The following is a 15,047-nucleotide window of genomic DNA, read 5'->3' on the forward strand; positions in this document are numbered from 1 at the left end:
CGTGAGCGATGCCTGGACGCTGACCGAGCGCGCGGCGGAGGACGGGCTGTTCGTCGTCCGCGCCCGCGCCGCGCTGCCGGCCGCGGACGAGCGCGCGCGGCATCCGGTGGCGATCTGGATCAGCTGGCCCTTCGGCGAACTCGCGAACGCGGCGGCGGAGACGGCGGTGCTGGCCGAGATGATCGCGTTCGAGGAAGCGCTCCACGCCGCCGCCGAGCAAGGGGGCTGGGGGATGCTGGTCGCGGTGGTCACGGGCGGGGCGGCGCGCGAATGGCTGTTCCAGGCGGCCGACGGTCAGGCGTTCGTGGGTGAGCTGCGGGCGGCGCTCGAGGGGCATCCCGTCTACCCGTTCGAGCTGCGCGCCTGGGACGATCCGAGCTGGAAGGCGGCGCGCGAGCTCGCCCCGCGCGCGGGCGCGCATTAGGCGGCGAGGATGCCGGTCAGGATCGTCAGGCCGCCCAGCCCGAGCGACAGCGGCACGCGCAGTGCCATCCAGCCGGAGGGCGCGTCGCCGGTCCGCGCGAGGCGGCGGTCGACCAGCAGGGTGAGCGCGACGACGCTGCCGAGCGCGACGAGCGCCCAAGGCAGCGGCAGCCCGAACTGGGTGGCGATCATCAACGCCACGCCGACGAGCGAGGGCAGCACGGCCACCGCCGCGAGCCGCGCCTGGCCGACGGTCCGGCGCACCGCGAACCCCCACCAGATCCCGCCCAGGAAGCTGAGGATGACGATGCCGTAGACGAGCGCCAGCACGCGCCCGAAGAAGAACCATTCGCCGCGCCCCGACGCGACCAGCCCGGCGGCGGCGAGTTGCGGCAGCAGCCCCGCATAACCGAGCAGGCGGGTGGCGCGGGCGATGGGCGTGGCGGGCATCAGTCGATGGTGATCGACGCGTCCGTGCCGGGTACGGTCAAGGGCTCACCGAAGCGGACGATCATCGTGTCCCGGTACTCGCCGTCGACGGGGTGACCATAGACGTGCACCACCATGGCGGCATCGTCCACGACCCAGTATCGCTCGACACCGGCCGCGGCGTAGCGCGGTAGCTTAAGACCGAGATCGCGCGCCAGCGTCGACACCGAAACCTCGACCACCAGCGCGAAGTCGGAAGGATCGAGCCAGTCGCGGTCGTCCATCGGCGCGCGCAGGACCGCCACGTCGCATCCAAGAACGGTGCCTTCGTCCAGCTCGATGCCGATCTCGACCCGCAGCAGCGCCTCCGGGCAGACTTGGCCCAGCCGCAACAACAACTGCGCCTGCCGTTTCGAATGCGGGTTCCTGGGCTGGTTCAAGCGCTCTATCTCGCCGTCCACCAGCTCGACCCTCATGCCGCTGAAGGCGTCGACGTCGCACATGCGCCGGAACTCGGCGGTGGTGAACCGTCCGGGCGAACGGCTCGGGTCGGCGACGATCTTGACGGAAAGGTCGTTCATGGCTTGACACCCAGGCGGCGTGAGCCGGGATGGTAGCGTATCGAACCGATCGGGGCTAGATAGCGGTCCCGCTCCCTTGATCGGCCCAAGGATCTTCGCCCCATGAGCACCCAGCCCGCCCCCGCCTACGACAATCAGCCCGACGGCTTCTTCTCGCGCGATCTCGCGACGAGCGACCCCGCGGTGTTCGGCCCGGTCGATGCCGAACTGCGCCGCCAGCGGACGCAGATCGAGCTGATCGCCAGCGAGAACATCGTCAGCCGCGCGGTGCTGGAGGCGCAGGGGTCGGTGTTCACCAACAAATATGCCGAGGGTTATCCGGGCAAGCGTTATTACCAGGGCTGCGGACCGTCGGACGCGGTCGAGACGCTGGCGATCGAGCGCGTCAAGCGGCTGTTCGGCTGCGGATACGCCAACGTCCAGCCGCATTCGGGGGCGCAGGCGAACGGCGCGGTGATGCTGGCGCTGGTCAAGCCGGGCGACACCATCCTGGGGATGAGCCTGGACGCGGGCGGCCACCTGACCCATGGCGCCAAGCCGGCCCTGTCGGGAAAGTGGTTCGACGCGGTCCAGTACGGCGTCGATCCCGTCACGCACCTGATCGACTACGACCAGGTCGAGGCGCTGGCGATCGAACGCCGGCCGAAGCTCATCATCGCGGGCGGCTCCGCCTATCCGCGGCGGATCGATTTCGCGCGGTTCCGGGCGATCGCGGACCGGGTCGGGGCGTACTTCATGGTCGACATGGCGCATTTCGCGGGAATCGTCGCGGCGGGGCTGCACCCGACGCCCTTCGGCCACGCGCATGTGGTGACGACGACCACCCACAAGACGCTGCGCGGCCCGCGCGGCGGCATGATCATGACGGACGATGAGGCGATCGCCAAGAAGATCAACTCGGCGGTCTTTCCCGGGCTGCAGGGCGGGCCGCTCATGCACGTGATCGCGGCCAAGGCGGTGGCGTTCGGCGAGGCGCTCGATCCGTCCTTCAAATCCTATATCGCCGCCGTGGTCGAGAACGCCAAGGTGCTGGCGGCGACGCTCAAGGAGCGCGGCGCGGACCTGATCGCGGGGGGCACGGACACGCATCTGGCGCTGGTCGACCTGCGCCCGCTGGGCATCACGGGCCGCGACGCCGACGAGGCGCTGGAGCGCGCGGGCATCACCTGCAACAAGAACGGCATCCCCGACGACCCCCAGCCCCCGATGAAGACGAGCGGCATCCGTGTCGGTAGCCCCGCGGGAACGACGCGTGGCTTCGGCCCCGCCGAGTTCCGCGAGATCGGCCACATGGTCGCCGACGTGCTCGACGGGCTCCGGGCCAAGGGCGAGGGCGGCGATCCGGCGGTCGAGGCCGATGTCCGCGCGCGCGTCCACACGCTCTGCGCGCGCTTTCCCATCTATCAATAAAGGAACGGACGATATGTCGAAGCTCGAGGAAGTCCAGAACACGATCAAGACGACGCCGGGTCTCGGCAAGCGCATGGCGAAGTATAGCGCGGTGGGCGCGGTGATCGCGATTCCGGTGCCGGTGATCGGTCCGATCTTCGGCGCGCTGGCCGGTGCGGCCTGGGCGTACAGCAAGCGCAACAAGGTCTGAATGCGCTGCCCGTTCTGCGCGCATGAGGACAGCCAGGTGAAGGACAGCCGCCCCACCGAGGATGGGGCGGCGATCCGGCGGCGGCGGCAATGCGAGGGTTGCGCCGCGCGCTTCACGACCTTCGAACGTATCCAGCTGCGCGAGCTCACGGTGCTCAAGAGCGAGGGACGGCGCGAGCCGTTCGAGCGCGACAAATTGCTGCGATCGGTGGCGATCGCAGGGCGCAAGCGGCCGATCGATCCGGTGCGGCTGGAGAAATTGGTGTCGAGCATCCAGCGCCGGCTGGAGACGCTGGGCGAGGGCGAGGTCACCTCGCAGCGCATCGGCGAGATGGTGATGGAGGGGCTGAAAGGGCTCGATTCGGTGGCCTATATCCGCTTCGCGAGCGTCTATCGCGATTTCAGCGAGGCGCGCGATTTCGAGGCGTTCGCGGGGACCGTCGAGGAGGTCGGGCGGGGCTAGGCCTATGCTCGCTTGCCTGTCCTTCGATATGCCGGTTCGACAAGCTCACCGGCTACTCAGGACGAACGGAGTAGATAAACGCCGTTCGTCCTGAGTAGGGACTGAGCGAAGTCGAAGGCCCGTATCGAAGGACAGGTGAGTGGCATTCCACGCGTACATGCTCCGCTGCGCCGACGGCAGCTATTATGTCGGGCATACCGACGCGCTGGAGCAGCGTATCGGCCAGCATCAGCTCGGTGAGGTTCCCGGCTATACGCAGCGGCGGAGGCCGGTCGAGCTCCTCTGGTCGCAGGATTTTCCGAGCCGGCTCGAAGCATTGGAGGCCGAGCGGCGGATCAAGGGCTGGTCCCGCGCCAAGAAGGAGGCGCTGATCGCGGGTGATTGGGGGATGCTTCAACAGCTCGCGCGCAAGTCCTTCGATACGGGCCTTCGCTACGGCCCTGACGGGCCTACTCAGTCCCTACTCAGGACGAACGGAGAGAGGATGGGCCTTACCATCGCCCCGCCCCCCGTCATCGTGCTGGTCCGGCCGCAATTGGGCGAGAATATCGGCAAGGCGGCGCGGGCGATGCTCAATTTCGGGTTGACCGAGCTCAGGATGGTGAGCCCGCGCGACGGCTGGCCCAATCCGAGTGCCGGGCCGGCGGCGAGCGGGGCGGACGCGGTGCTGGCCGAGGCGCGGGTGTTCGGGAACGTCGCTGAGGCGGTGGCGGACTGCGCGCATGTCTACGCGACCACGGTGCGCAAGCGCGGGGTGACCAAGCCCGTGGTGACGCCCGAAGAGGCGGCGGCGGCGGTGCACGGCGCGGTCGAGCGGTCGGCCATATTGTTCGGGCCGGAGCGGTCGGGGCTGGAGACCGACGATGTGGCGCTAGCGCGCACCATCGTCACCGTGCCGATCAACCCCGCCTTCGGGTCGCTCAACCTCGCCCAGGCGGTGATGGTCGTCGCCTATGAATGGTCCAAGGGCGAGGCGCTGGCGCGGCCGCCGGAGGTCGAGCTTCATCCGCCCGCGCCGCAGGAAGAGCTGGAGGGGATGATCGCCCAGCTCGACGCCTTGCTGGTCGAGCGCCATTATTTCTTCCCGCCCGACCGGACGCCGACGGTGCGGCGCACGCTCCGCACGCTGCTGACCAAGCCGGGCTGGTCGAGCCAGGAGGTGCGGACGGTACGCGGCGTGTTGTCGGCGCTCGGCGGGTCCAAGGGACCGAAGGGCTAGAACCGTCCGGCTTGACCCGGGCGGTCGCCCCGACTAAATGCGCGCGTTCGCGATGGCTCCGCACCCCGGTGAAGCGGTGGCCGCGCCTTCCTTCGGGAGCGGCGGGCGACGACCGGGAATGGCCCGCCTCATCAGGGGCGGGCCCGTTATACGCATCTGCAAGGGAATCTATCATGTCGAAGCGCGCCAGCGCCAAGTATAAGCTCGACCGTCGGATGGGCGAGAATATCTGGGGCCGCCCCAAATCCCCGGTCAACAAGCGCGAATACGGCCCCGGCCAGCACGGGCAGCGCCGCAAGGGCAAGGTGTCCGATTTCGGCATCCAGCTCCGCGCCAAGCAGAAGCTGCGCGGCTATTATGGCGACGTGACCGAGAAGCAGTTCCGCGCCTGCTATCACGAGGCCGCCCGGATGAAGGGCGACACCGGCCAGAACCTGATCGGCCTGCTCGAGCAGCGGCTGGACATGATCGTCTACCGCGCCAAGTTCGCGCCCACCATCTGGTCCGCGCGCCAGCTCGTCAGCCACGGCCATGTCCGCGTGAACGGGGTGAAGTGCAACGTCGCCTCCAGGCGGGTGTTCGTCGGCGAGGAGATCACCTTGGGCTCCAAGGCGACCGAGATGGCGCTGGTGCTCGAGGCGCAGACGCTGGCCGAGCGCGAGATCCCCGATTACGTCGCACCCGACGGCGCGGCGAAGGTGACCTTCGTGCGCGTGCCGACGCTGGACGAGGTGCCCTATCCGGTGAAGATGGAGCCGAACCTGGTGGTCGAGTTCTACTCGCGCTGAAGCGCGAGGCGAACCGACCACGAGATTCGACCGGCCGGCAGGGCTACAGCCCTGTCCGACGGTGCGGCTTCGCCGCGGCGCTGGTTTATAGGAGAGCGGTCCCGTGTGGGCCGCTCTTTCTCGTTGTGGCCGCTTCCCGGAGCCTCCCACGCGGAAGTGAATTCCGCGTCGTCGAACGGCGCGGCGGCGCCGTCGGCCGGGCTGCTCCGCTTGGGCTTGAAGTCGCGCAGGTCGCACGGGAACGGAAGGGCGAGCTCTACGCTTAGACGAGATACTCGTTTTCGCGCCTTCTAGCGCAACCGGAGCAGCCATGGGCACCAACGCCACCACCAATCCCATCCTCATCAACCTCTTCCTGTGCATCGGCGCGTCGATCCTGCTCGCTGTGGTCGGGCTGGTGCTGCACCGCCGGGGCAAGCTGGCGGCGAGAGGACCCGCGATGATCTGGGCGATCGTCACGATCTTGCCGCTGTTCGGCGCGGGGGCGCTGATGTTCGGCAAGCATGGGGTCGAGCAAGCGACCGGCGTGACCAAGGCGGGCGAGAACGCCGACGATGTCAGCTCCGCGCCCAATTCGAACATGCGCTAGACAGGCCGGCCCGCCCGCGTCAGGAGCGCGGGCATGTCGACACCACCCCCCGCCGAATGGGCGCCGCACGACGCGGTCTGGATCGGTTTTCCCAGCCATTCCGAACTCTGGGCCGACGACCTGGACCCCGCGCGGGTCGAGGTCGCGGCGTTCGCGCATGCGGTGCACGCGGATGGTGCGGGCGAGCGGGTGATCCTGGTTGCCGCCGATGCCGAAGCGGGCATCGCGGCGGCGGCGATGTGCCCCTTCGCCGAAGTGGTGGTGGAGCCGTTCGGCGATATATGGCTGCGCGACACGGGGCCGATCGTCGCCGGCGGGCGGGGCCATGCGTTCCGCTTCAACGGCTGGGGCGGCAAATACGAGCTGGAAGGCGATGACGACCTGGCGGCGCGGCTGGCCGCCCGGGCCGGGCTGGCGGTCGCCGATAACGACTGGGTGCTGGAAGGCGGCGCGATCGACGGCGACGGGACGGGCACCGTCGTCACCACGCGCCAATGCCTGCTCAACCCCAACCGCAATCCGCACCTCGACGAGGCGGAGGTCGAGCGGCGGCTGCGCGCGGCGCTGGGCTTCACCCGCGTGGTATGGCTGGAGGAGGGGCTGCTGGGCGACCATACCGACGGTCATGTCGACAATCTGGCGCGCTTCGTCGCCGAGGGGCGCGTCGCGATCCCCGAGCCCGGCGAGAACGACCCCAATTGGCAGGTGTACGTCCATGCGCTGCGCGATGCGAAAGCGGCGGGGCTCGAGGTGGTGACGATCCCCTCGCCCGGCCGGGTGCTGCGCGAGGAGGAGATCGTGCCCGCCAGCTATATGAACTTCTACATCGGCAATGCGGCGGTGGTGGTGCCGACTTACGGCGTGGCGAACGACGCGGCGGCGGTGGCGGCGATCGGGGCGCTGTTCCCAGGGCGACGCGCGGTGGGCCTGCGCGCGGACCATATCCTGACGGGGGGCGGCAGCTTCCACTGCATCTCGCAGCAGCTGCCCCGCGCTTCGGAGGAGACCGCATGACCGAGATTACCGTGGCGGCGCTACAGCTCGCCTTTTCCGCCGATATCGACGCGAACATCGCCAACGTCTCGCGGCTGGTGCGCGAGGCGGCGGCGCGGGGCGCGACCGTGGTGCTGCCCCCCGAATTGTTCGAAGGCGAATATTTCTGCCGCGTCGAGGATGAAGGGCTGTTCGCCAATGCCCGGCCGGTCGGCGAACACCCGGCGGTGCTGGCGATGCGCGAACTGGCGGCCGAGCTGCGCGTCGCCATCCCGACCAGCTTCTTCGAGGCGGACGGGCCGCACCATTACAATTCGCTGGCGATGATCGGCCCCGACGGCGCGGTCCAGGGCGTGTACCGCAAGAGCCACATCCCCGACGGGCCGGGCTATGAGGAGAAATTCTATTTCCGCCCCGGCAATACCGGCTTCAAGGTGTGGGACGGCCCCGACCGCACGACGCTGGGCGTGGGCGTGTGCTGGGACCAATGGTATCCCGAAACCGCGCGCGCGATGATGCTGATGGGGGCGGAACTGTTGTTCTACCCCACCGCGATCGGGTCGGAGCCGCACGACACCTCGCTCGACACCGCCAGGCTGTGGCGGCGCGCGATGGTGGGACACGCGGTGTCGAACGTGGTGCCGATCGTCGCCGCCAACCGCATTGGTGTAGAGCCCAATGGCGAAGAGGGGGGCCAGACCTTCTATGGCACCAGTTTCATCTGCGACGAGCGGGGCGACATCCTCGCCGAGCTGGGCCGGGAGGAGGAAGGCGTGATCACCGCCACGCTCGACCTGGCGCGCGTCAAGCGCCACCGCGCGGCGTTCGGCTTCTTCCGCGACCGGCGGCCGGAACTGTACGGGCGGCTGGTCGAGGATCGTTAGCCCGTCAGGCGCGCGCGGTGCGGGGCGAAGAGGATCACTCCCGCGCCGAGCAGGCACAGGCCCACGCCCGCGAGATCGTACCGGGTTGGTGCTCCGCTGCGGATGCCGGATCTATCACGCCAGGACGCCGAAGTTGAGGATGTGCCCTTCTTCACCCAGGACGAATGAGCCTGACTGCCTCACCTCTCGTTCCGCAACTCCAGCGCCCGCGCGAAAACCGCTTCGAACATCGGCGTCGTGAGCACGCGGGTGTTCTGGTTGTAGCGCGAGCAGTGGTAGCTATCGAGGAGCATGCGGCCGTCGGGGAGCGGGTGTTCGGCGAGGTGGCCGAACTTGACTCGCGAGGGTTTCAGCCCCAGCACGCGGGCGGTGGTGTCGTGGGCGATCTGGCCGAGCGCGACGAAGACGCGGACCGAGGGGAGCGCCTGGATCGGCGCTTCGAGAAAGGAGCGGCAGGTGCGGATCTCGGCGGGGGTGGGCTTGTTGGCGGGGGGAAGGCAACGCACGCCGTTGATGATCACAACTCCGCGCAGCCGAAAGCCGTCATCGGCGCGGCGGTCATATGTTCCCTCGGCCAGGTCGAACTTGGCGAGCGTGGCGTAGAGCAGCTCGCCCGCATAGTCGCCGGTAAAGGCGCGGCCGGTGCGGTTGGCGCCGTGCTTGCCGGGCGCAAGGCCGACCACCGCCAGCCACGCGTCGGGGTCGCCGAAAGCGGGAACGGGGCTGTTCCACCAACCGGGATGCTCCAGGCGACATTCCTCGCGGAAGGCGACGAGGCGCGGGCAGAGCGGGCAGTCGCGCGGCGGCTCGGTTGCGGGGAGCGGGGAGGATGCGGCGGGCATCGCGCCTCGCTAGGAGGGCGGAATGGGAACGGCAAGTTATGCGCTGGCGCTGGGATCGAACAGGCGCAGCCGGTTCGGGAGTCCCGCGGCCACGATCGCTGCGGCGATAGGCGCGATCGGCGGCGTGCGCGCGGTGTCGCCCATTTGGCGGACGGCGGCGATCGGGCCGTCGACGCGTGCCTTCGCCAATGCGGTCGCGCTGGTCGCCAGCGACGAGGACCCGCCCGCGCTGCTCCGGCGGGTCAAGGCGATCGAGGGTGGCTTCGGGCGGCGGCGGGGCCGGCGCTGGGGGGCGCGGGCGATCGATATCGACCTGGTGCTGTGGTCGGAGGGGGCGTGGGCGGGACCGGGGCTGGTCGTGCCGCATCCGGCGTATCGGGAGCGCGACTTCGTGCTGCGACCGTTGGCGGCGGTGGCGCCGGACTGGCGCGATCCGGTCACCGGGCGGACGGTGCGCCAACTGCTGGCGCTGGTTGACCGGCGGGCACCCCGTCCCTAGGTCGCGGGGCATGTCTGGTGAGGGTCCGTAGCTCAGTTGGTAGAGCAAGCGACTTTTAATCGAGAGGTCCCGGGTTCGAGCCCCGGCGGACCCACCAGGCGGCGGCTTTCCCCGCTGCGGCACCCTGTCACTGTCACAACGGCACTCTTGCTGTGACAGGAACGCTTCGCGTTACATCTGCCTGGGGCTGAACCCGACAGGCGCGCCGACAAGCTGACCGTGCCCCAGTGACACGCCCGACGCGACCTAGGCTTCATCCACTGACTTAATCCGAACGACTTCGCCGTTCCTCCTCCGAATGCGTTTCGAGGCATCGTGACGTCCGATGCCGGACAGCGGCACCGTTGCCGGGCCGCGAAGGCCAGTGCCCATCAGGCACGGCAGGGGAAGCGAAGCTGGAGAGAGAGGAAAAAGCGGCAGCAGGCCCGCCCCGCCGCTCCGCGTCAACGATCAAGGATTTGAGAGATGGTGAGCGAGACAGAACAGATCCGCGAGACGCGTCTCGACCTGCGGATGTTTTCGGCCTCCGACCCGGTCGTCAGCTCCACCCTGCTGAGGTATGCGGCGGCGTTCTCGCTGACGCTGACCGGCCGGTGCGGTCGCGAGCGGCGCGACGGCGAGCGGCAGACCTTGGTGGGGAAACCGCCGTCGCCATGACGCGGCTGGGCGGTCTGATTTGCCGTGGCCGGTCTCCGGGCCGGCCACGCCTCGGTCACGTTGTGCCAGGCTCGGCTTGGCGCTAAGGCGTCGTGGCGCGCAGACCGCCGCGTCCAAGATACAGCAGCCGTCAGCCTTCCATTAATGACAAGCATAACAGCATCGGCCGACGCCATGCGGCCGTTCAGGCCTCCGCACGAGCGCGAGCCGTGGGATCTGCCCCGCTGCGCGACCGCCTTCATCCACACGAAGCTGTCCATTCTGAAGGGAACCGAGGAAGGGCTCGGCGAGCGGAAGCAGATCGTCGCGGCCCTGTACGAGAAGTCGAAGCTAGATGCGGACCACGCGGCGGCCACGCGGCTCGTCGACATCGTATGGCGCAAGGAGGTCGAGGAGCGGATCGTGGATCTCGTCCTCGCGGCGCAGGTTCGGCCGATCGTCGCCTTCCCACATCCGGGATTCGACGACGAGGACTGCGTCGATCACGACGCGGGCATCCGCCTCACCAGTCGCAACGCCATCCCGTTCGCCATCAAGGAGCGGGTCAGACTGGCAGTGGACGGTTTCGAGAACATAACGATCAAACAGGCGGCGCGGGTCGGTCGCACGAGGCTGGCCCGCTTCCCGCGGTTCGTATTCCAGCCGAGCTTCGTGGGTGAGGTCGACCCCCATCGTCCGTATCTGCTCGTGGACGACACGCTCAGTCTGGGGGGTACCCTTGCGGTCATGCGTTCCCACATCATAAGGAACGGCGGAACGGTCCTGGGCGCGTGCGCGTTGGCACATTCCCTAGGACGGGATCTGCCATTCGCGATGACCCCGGAAATCCGGGATTTACTATTGCGGGCCTATGGTCCAGAGTTAGACACACTGTGGAAAGGAGAAATTGGACATGAGCCTGCTCGGTTATCTGATGCAGAAGGCCGGTTTCTCCTCGAATGGAGCAGAAGCCAGCCGGACGGAGGGGCACCCCTTCTTCAGCAACTCCGAACTCGACTCGATCGAGCGCGAACTCATTGCCGGTAACGCCGCCTCGCGGGCGGCAGCCGCTGCGTACGGCCTCAGCGTGAATCCGCGCATCTCGGCCGCAAACCTCCGCTAACTGACTGCCTGACAAGGAAGACGGAAACACGGCCGCTGGCGCAAGCCGGCGGCCGTTTGAACTTGGGCACGGGAAGCGCACACCTGCGGGCATTAGCTCCAGGCGCCGAAACCGCGGCCGACCGAGTCGAGTGCTGCGGCCGCAACTGCGACATCCATCTCGCAGGTCTCGTCCAGCAGGGCAGCGGCGCGGTGATCCGACCAGGGAGCGACTCGGTCTGGGCGGAAGCCGTGCGCGACGTGCCGCCGGCGGCAGAGGCCCATCCCGCAGGTGACGGCCCCTAAGACATCGGACAGGGGAGGGGCTGAGTCTTCCTGCCGGTCAACCTGCACGAACGACACGCCCCCGACTGGTCCGAATGGCTCAGCCGCGGATGTTCCATTGCAAACGTCGGAAGCTCCTCCGGATCCACGCATTGCCAGACCCGACAGTCCGGCACCGGAAGCGTCTGACCTCGCTACCGTCACCCAGAACCGGTCGTAGGGGCTTCCACGCTGCCCGACGTTGAAGCGCGCGCGTTTCAGGGGACCGTTGCCGCAGGCATGCCCGGCCCGAAACGGATTGCCGTCCGTTGCTCGTCCACTTGCTTCCGTGGCGGTTCCATGCAGTATCACGACCACGCCCGATAGGAGATCGCGATGAGTCTCTGCATCCCAGTGCGCGTAGCGGCCATGGCTGCTTTGCTGTCGTTCGGACTTCCGGCTCCGATCTCTGCCGCAAACCAAGCAAATCAGGCAGAAAACTCAGGCTCGCCGCAGGATGACCCGGCCGTACGGGCGGCGCTCCAGTTCGTCACAAGATACGAGGAAGGCGACCTCGGTGACATCTACGATCATGAGCTCACCACGGCTTTCAAAAGCCTGATGGCCCGCGACCTGTTCCTCCAGCAGGGAGGCTTCATGCGCGTACAGAGCGGCGGTCGGGCAAGATCGCGCGAGTTCGTCGGCATGCAACCGTTCAGACAGACCCCGACCGGGCAGACCGGCGACTATCGGTATGTCCGCTTCCGCACTCTCCATCCGAACGGACTGGTCTTCCAGGACGTCTACATGGACAATGTCGGCGGGACCTGGAAGGTGATGGGCTTCTACGTACTACCGGCGCCGCAGCAGTAGCGTGCGATCCGCCGTCATTCTCGCGGCCCTCGCCTCGATGGTCCCGACCGGCCCTTCGGCCGTCGGCGCACAGGTGCCGCAGGTCCAGAGCTCCGACGCCGCATCCCGGCTCCAGGCGGCCTTCGGCGAGCTTCAGCGCGCGATCGCGAACGCGCGAGCCTCGGCTCCCGACCAGCGCCTGAAGATCCGGGAGATCGCCGGCCTGGCCACGGTCCTTCAGAGCCGGGCGCGCCTGATCCCATCCGCCGCCGCGACCGACTACGCGCGATCGATCAATCACCAGGCGGCAGTGCTCGCCGGCATAGGCGAGCTGGCCGCCGCCGATCGGGTGACGGCCATCGCGGAGGTCGCCGACGACCTGGGCGTGAAGAGCGACCTCGGCCCAGGTTCCGGGGCTGGCTCGCGGAATCCCGGCTACGTGGCCGTGAAGGTGGTCACGAAGCGACTGGGAGGCGAAGTGAAGGGCTACTCCGTGACGCTGAACCCGGTCCGATACCGGCACCGAGCGCCATTCTACCGACTAGGGCCGCTCACGCCGAGCTCCGGCCTGGTGACACCGGGGCGCTACGAGGTCGCGGCCTGGCGGAATGGTGCAATCGCCGCGCGCGACATCTATCGCATCGGCCTTCATGCGGAGGACGAGTTCATCGTCGAGCTGGCGATCCCGTGACGCTCGGAAGCATGCTCGAACAGGCAAAGGCCGACCTTGGGCAGCTTCTGCAGTTCGGGGTGTGGCTCGTCGCGCTCATCGTCCTCTTCGTCGTCGAGCCGCCGCCGCTGTCCCGCACGTCGGGCACGCCGGCATTCGTCCACGCCGCCGGCTTCGTCGCGGCCATCGTGATAGCGCTTCTGCTCGTCGCCACCCGCAAGGCGGGCAGGCGACCAACTGCCCTATGGTGGGCGGCGCTGACCGTCCTGGCCGCCAGCGTGGCGATGTTCTTCACCTACCTGTCCCTCACAGCGGCGTGGACGTGCGACTATGACGGGAACGGGCCCGTCGTCATCGGGGGCGAGCTGCTGGCCGAGGCGAAGCGGGAGATGCAGTACCTAGGGCAGTCCGGATGCGCGGCGATGATCGCCGACAGCGCCGGTCGCACCGAGGAACTCTGGCCGCGCTCCGAGCTGGTGTTCCGCCAACTCGCGCTCGCCGGCTGCTTCATGGCCACCGTGCTCGGCTTCGCCGCGGCCGCCGTGCTCGCCATAGAGGCAATGAGGCTGGCAACGCCTGGTTCGCCCGCCGGAGGGGTGCCGTGAGGGCGGGGGCGCTGCTGATCGGCGCAGCCCTGACATCCGCGACGGCGCCTCCCGACGCCGGCCGTCTCCGGGAGGTCGCCGCCGTCGCATCCGGCCGGATCTCCGCCCGCTGGGGCGTCGCGCCGAAGATCCGGTTCGTCGATGGTGCGGACATCCGCTGGTTCGAAGATCGGATCGACATCGGCACGGAAGGGCTGCGTCGATTGACGACGGGACTCTCCGAGAAATCCGCGGAGGTGGCCGTTCAATGGATGATCGCGCACGAGGTCTGGCACGCCGTTCAGTTTCGACGTGGCGCCGGGGCGCCGCAGGACCTGCAACTCGCGCGCATGCGGGAATGCGAGGCCGACGTCATGGCCTCGCACGCCGTCATGGATCAGGAGTTCGCGGCCCAGGGACTACGCACCGAGGAAGGCGCGGCGCAACGCCTCGGCGATGCCGTGGCGGGCGTCGTCGACACCGCACAGGCGCTTGAGGCCGGCGCAGGGGTCGACGGTGACCACCCGACAGGTGACCAGCGGCGTACCGCCATACGATTCGGGGTGGGACGGGCGCTCGCGGAACGCTATCCGGATCTGGCGACCGAGGAAGACCGGAGGTTGGCACGCGACCGGCTGCTCCGTGTCTTCGACGTGATGTCCGGGGAGCCGGCTCCGCAGTGGGCCACGCGCACCTGTCGAGGGATCCTCCACGCCGGCGACGGTGTCGCCTCGCTCGCGACCGACGCCGCGACCGTCAAATGGAGCACCGCCGCGGATGCGCCATTCGTCGACTACCGCATACCGTACCGAAACGTCGGCAGAGCTCCGATCCGCGCCGAACTCCACGTCCGCACGATGTCGGTTCCGCGGGATCGCAGGGGTGATACCGACCGATGGCGGGTGGCCGACACGCGGCGCCACACCTTCGATCTCGCGCCCGGTCAGATCCATGAGGTCACCGGACGCCTCCAGTGGGTCGCCACCGACGAGCTCATGCCGAGGCTCGTCTATCCGCTCAGCCGCGAGAGCCTCTACCAGGCGGTCGTCCTGCGCTCGACGGCGGCCGCCGCTCCCGCACCCGTCCAGCTGATCGGAGCGGACGCCGAGCTGACCGAACTCCGTGCAGCGCTGGACCCGATCCTCACAAGCGCCGCGTACGCCTTCTCGACCGCCGAGGCGAACTGCACGCCCGCTCGCGGGGAGCGGTCGTGCGAGCTTCGAATACCGATCCCCGGCGTCGAGGAGGCAGCCGTGGAGCATGCCGGGAACGGTGCCAGCGATGTGACCATCTGGATCTACCGCGGCGACTCGGTCGAACAGGCGCAAGCCGCATACAGCCGTTTTCGCAACAGCCTGCGAGCGCTCTATCCCGCCGCCAAGTACCGGGAGACGACGCGTGAAGGCCGGCATAGCCTGAGTCTCTCGCCGACGGCGGACACCACCATGTCGCTGAGCCACTTCTCGAGCGCCCGCGGCCAGCGCGTTCTGGCGGTGATCGAGCCCACCGTGGTCGACTAGGCCGCGACACCGGGCGGAGCGGCCAGGCCCCGATCGGGGGGACCCCGGTGATCGACGGCGCATCGCTCGAGCATCGGCCCCCGGGAGTGTCAGGCGTTATCGGTGCGGCGG

Annotated in this window: 20 protein-coding genes and 1 tRNA gene; 17 read left to right on the forward strand and 4 right to left on the reverse strand. The window is 68.6% G+C overall.

Going from position 1 to position 15,047, the window contains the following annotated elements:
- Position 1: 1 nt before the first annotated feature.
- Entirely contained in the window at positions 2-424 is a 423-nt protein-coding gene (locus VF592_RS00240; protein ID WP_331003582.1) for a DUF695 domain-containing protein, read from the forward strand.
- On the opposite strand, the gene VF592_RS00245 is transcribed toward VF592_RS00240, so the two are convergent.
- Positions 421-873: a DUF3429 domain-containing protein gene (locus tag VF592_RS00245; RefSeq protein ID WP_331003583.1), complete on the reverse strand. Its 453-nt coding sequence runs from the start codon at positions 871-873 to the stop codon at positions 421-423. The two genes, VF592_RS00240 and VF592_RS00245, sit on opposite strands and share 4 nt — an antisense overlap.
- Positions 873-1,433, reverse strand: a complete 561-nt coding sequence (locus VF592_RS00250) for a Uma2 family endonuclease (protein WP_331003584.1) — start codon at positions 1,431-1,433, stop codon at positions 873-875. Before VF592_RS00250 ends, VF592_RS00245 begins: the two co-directional genes overlap by 1 nt.
- Before the next feature lie 102 nt (positions 1,434-1,535).
- On the opposite strand from VF592_RS00250, the gene glyA reads away from it, so the two are divergent.
- From glyA to aguB, 8 genes are all read left to right on the forward strand, one after another.
- Positions 1,536-2,843, forward strand: coding sequence for a serine hydroxymethyltransferase (gene glyA / locus VF592_RS00255; RefSeq protein WP_331003585.1), 1,308 nt, complete (start codon positions 1,536-1,538; stop codon positions 2,841-2,843).
- Between the two features lie 13 nt (positions 2,844-2,856).
- Entirely contained in the window at positions 2,857-3,033 is a 177-nt protein-coding gene (locus VF592_RS00260; protein WP_331003586.1) for a hypothetical protein, read from the forward strand.
- Positions 3,034-3,495, forward strand: coding sequence for a transcriptional regulator NrdR (gene nrdR, locus VF592_RS00265; RefSeq protein ID WP_331003587.1), 462 nt, complete (start codon positions 3,034-3,036; stop codon positions 3,493-3,495).
- A gap of 139 nt (positions 3,496-3,634) precedes the next feature.
- Positions 3,635-4,714: a TrmH family RNA methyltransferase gene (locus VF592_RS00270; protein ID WP_331003588.1), complete on the forward strand. Its 1,080-nt coding sequence runs from the start codon at positions 3,635-3,637 to the stop codon at positions 4,712-4,714.
- 173 nt (positions 4,715-4,887) lie between these two features.
- A complete protein-coding gene (gene rpsD, locus VF592_RS00275; protein ID WP_331003589.1) occupies positions 4,888-5,502 on the forward strand; it encodes a 30S ribosomal protein S4 in 615 nt (204 codons plus the stop codon).
- A gap of 310 nt (positions 5,503-5,812) precedes the next feature.
- Complete coding sequence (locus VF592_RS00280) at positions 5,813-6,091, forward strand: hypothetical protein (protein ID WP_331003590.1); 279 nt, start codon at positions 5,813-5,815, stop codon at positions 6,089-6,091.
- Positions 6,092-6,124: 33 nt separating this feature from the next.
- A complete protein-coding gene (locus VF592_RS00285) occupies positions 6,125-7,105 on the forward strand; it encodes an agmatine deiminase family protein (RefSeq protein ID WP_331003591.1) in 981 nt (326 codons plus the stop codon).
- A complete protein-coding gene (aguB, locus tag VF592_RS00290) occupies positions 7,102-7,968 on the forward strand; it encodes an N-carbamoylputrescine amidase (protein ID WP_331003592.1) in 867 nt (288 codons plus the stop codon). Before VF592_RS00285 ends, aguB begins: the two co-directional genes overlap by 4 nt.
- 179 nt (positions 7,969-8,147) lie before the next feature.
- Here the strand turns inward: aguB and VF592_RS00295 are convergent, their stop codons facing one another.
- The gene (locus tag VF592_RS00295) at positions 8,148-8,810 is read right to left on the reverse strand and encodes a uracil-DNA glycosylase (RefSeq protein ID WP_331003593.1); all 663 of its coding nucleotides are present in this window, start codon (positions 8,808-8,810) and stop codon (positions 8,148-8,150) included.
- Positions 8,811-8,832: 22 nt separating this feature from the next.
- On the opposite strand from VF592_RS00295, the gene folK reads away from it, so the two are divergent.
- From folK to VF592_RS00310, 3 genes are all read left to right on the forward strand, one after another.
- Positions 8,833-9,309, forward strand: coding sequence for a 2-amino-4-hydroxy-6-hydroxymethyldihydropteridine diphosphokinase (gene folK, locus VF592_RS00300; RefSeq protein ID WP_331003594.1), 477 nt, complete (start codon positions 8,833-8,835; stop codon positions 9,307-9,309).
- A 21-nt stretch (positions 9,310-9,330) separates the two neighbouring features.
- Positions 9,331-9,406 (forward strand) — tRNA-Lys (locus VF592_RS00305).
- A 368-nt stretch (positions 9,407-9,774) separates the two neighbouring features.
- Positions 9,775-9,966 (forward strand): hypothetical protein, encoded by a 192-nt coding sequence (locus VF592_RS00310; RefSeq protein ID WP_331003595.1) that lies wholly within the window; start codon positions 9,775-9,777, stop codon positions 9,964-9,966.
- 330 nt (positions 9,967-10,296) lie between these two features.
- On the opposite strand, the gene VF592_RS00315 is transcribed toward VF592_RS00310, so the two are convergent.
- A complete protein-coding gene (locus VF592_RS00315; RefSeq protein ID WP_331003596.1) occupies positions 10,297-10,638 on the reverse strand; it encodes a hypothetical protein in 342 nt (113 codons plus the stop codon).
- A 220-nt stretch (positions 10,639-10,858) separates the two neighbouring features.
- Here VF592_RS00315 and VF592_RS00320 point away from each other — a divergent pair, with 220 nt between their 5' ends.
- From VF592_RS00320 to VF592_RS00340, 5 genes are all read left to right on the forward strand, one after another.
- Positions 10,859-11,068 (forward strand): hypothetical protein, encoded by a 210-nt coding sequence (locus VF592_RS00320; RefSeq protein WP_331003597.1) that lies wholly within the window; start codon positions 10,859-10,861, stop codon positions 11,066-11,068.
- Between the two features lie 638 nt (positions 11,069-11,706).
- Positions 11,707-12,183, forward strand: coding sequence for a hypothetical protein (locus VF592_RS00325; RefSeq protein ID WP_331003598.1), 477 nt, complete (start codon positions 11,707-11,709; stop codon positions 12,181-12,183).
- Position 12,184: 1 nt separating this feature from the next.
- Positions 12,185-12,853 carry a hypothetical protein gene (locus VF592_RS00330; RefSeq protein WP_331003599.1) on the forward strand — a complete coding sequence of 223 codons (669 nt, stop codon included), beginning with the start codon at positions 12,185-12,187 and terminating at the stop codon, positions 12,851-12,853.
- A complete protein-coding gene (locus VF592_RS00335) occupies positions 12,850-13,437 on the forward strand; it encodes a hypothetical protein (RefSeq protein ID WP_331003600.1) in 588 nt (195 codons plus the stop codon). The genes VF592_RS00330 and VF592_RS00335 overlap by 4 nt, the downstream gene beginning before the upstream one ends.
- Complete coding sequence (locus VF592_RS00340; RefSeq protein ID WP_331003601.1) at positions 13,434-14,936, forward strand: hypothetical protein; 1,503 nt, start codon at positions 13,434-13,436, stop codon at positions 14,934-14,936. Before VF592_RS00335 ends, VF592_RS00340 begins: the two co-directional genes overlap by 4 nt.
- Positions 14,937-15,047: the final 111 nt, after the last annotated feature.

Source organism: Sphingomonas sp. (assembly GCF_036388435.1).
In the GTDB taxonomy this organism is placed as follows: Bacteria; Pseudomonadota; Alphaproteobacteria; order Sphingomonadales; family Sphingomonadaceae; genus Sphingomonas.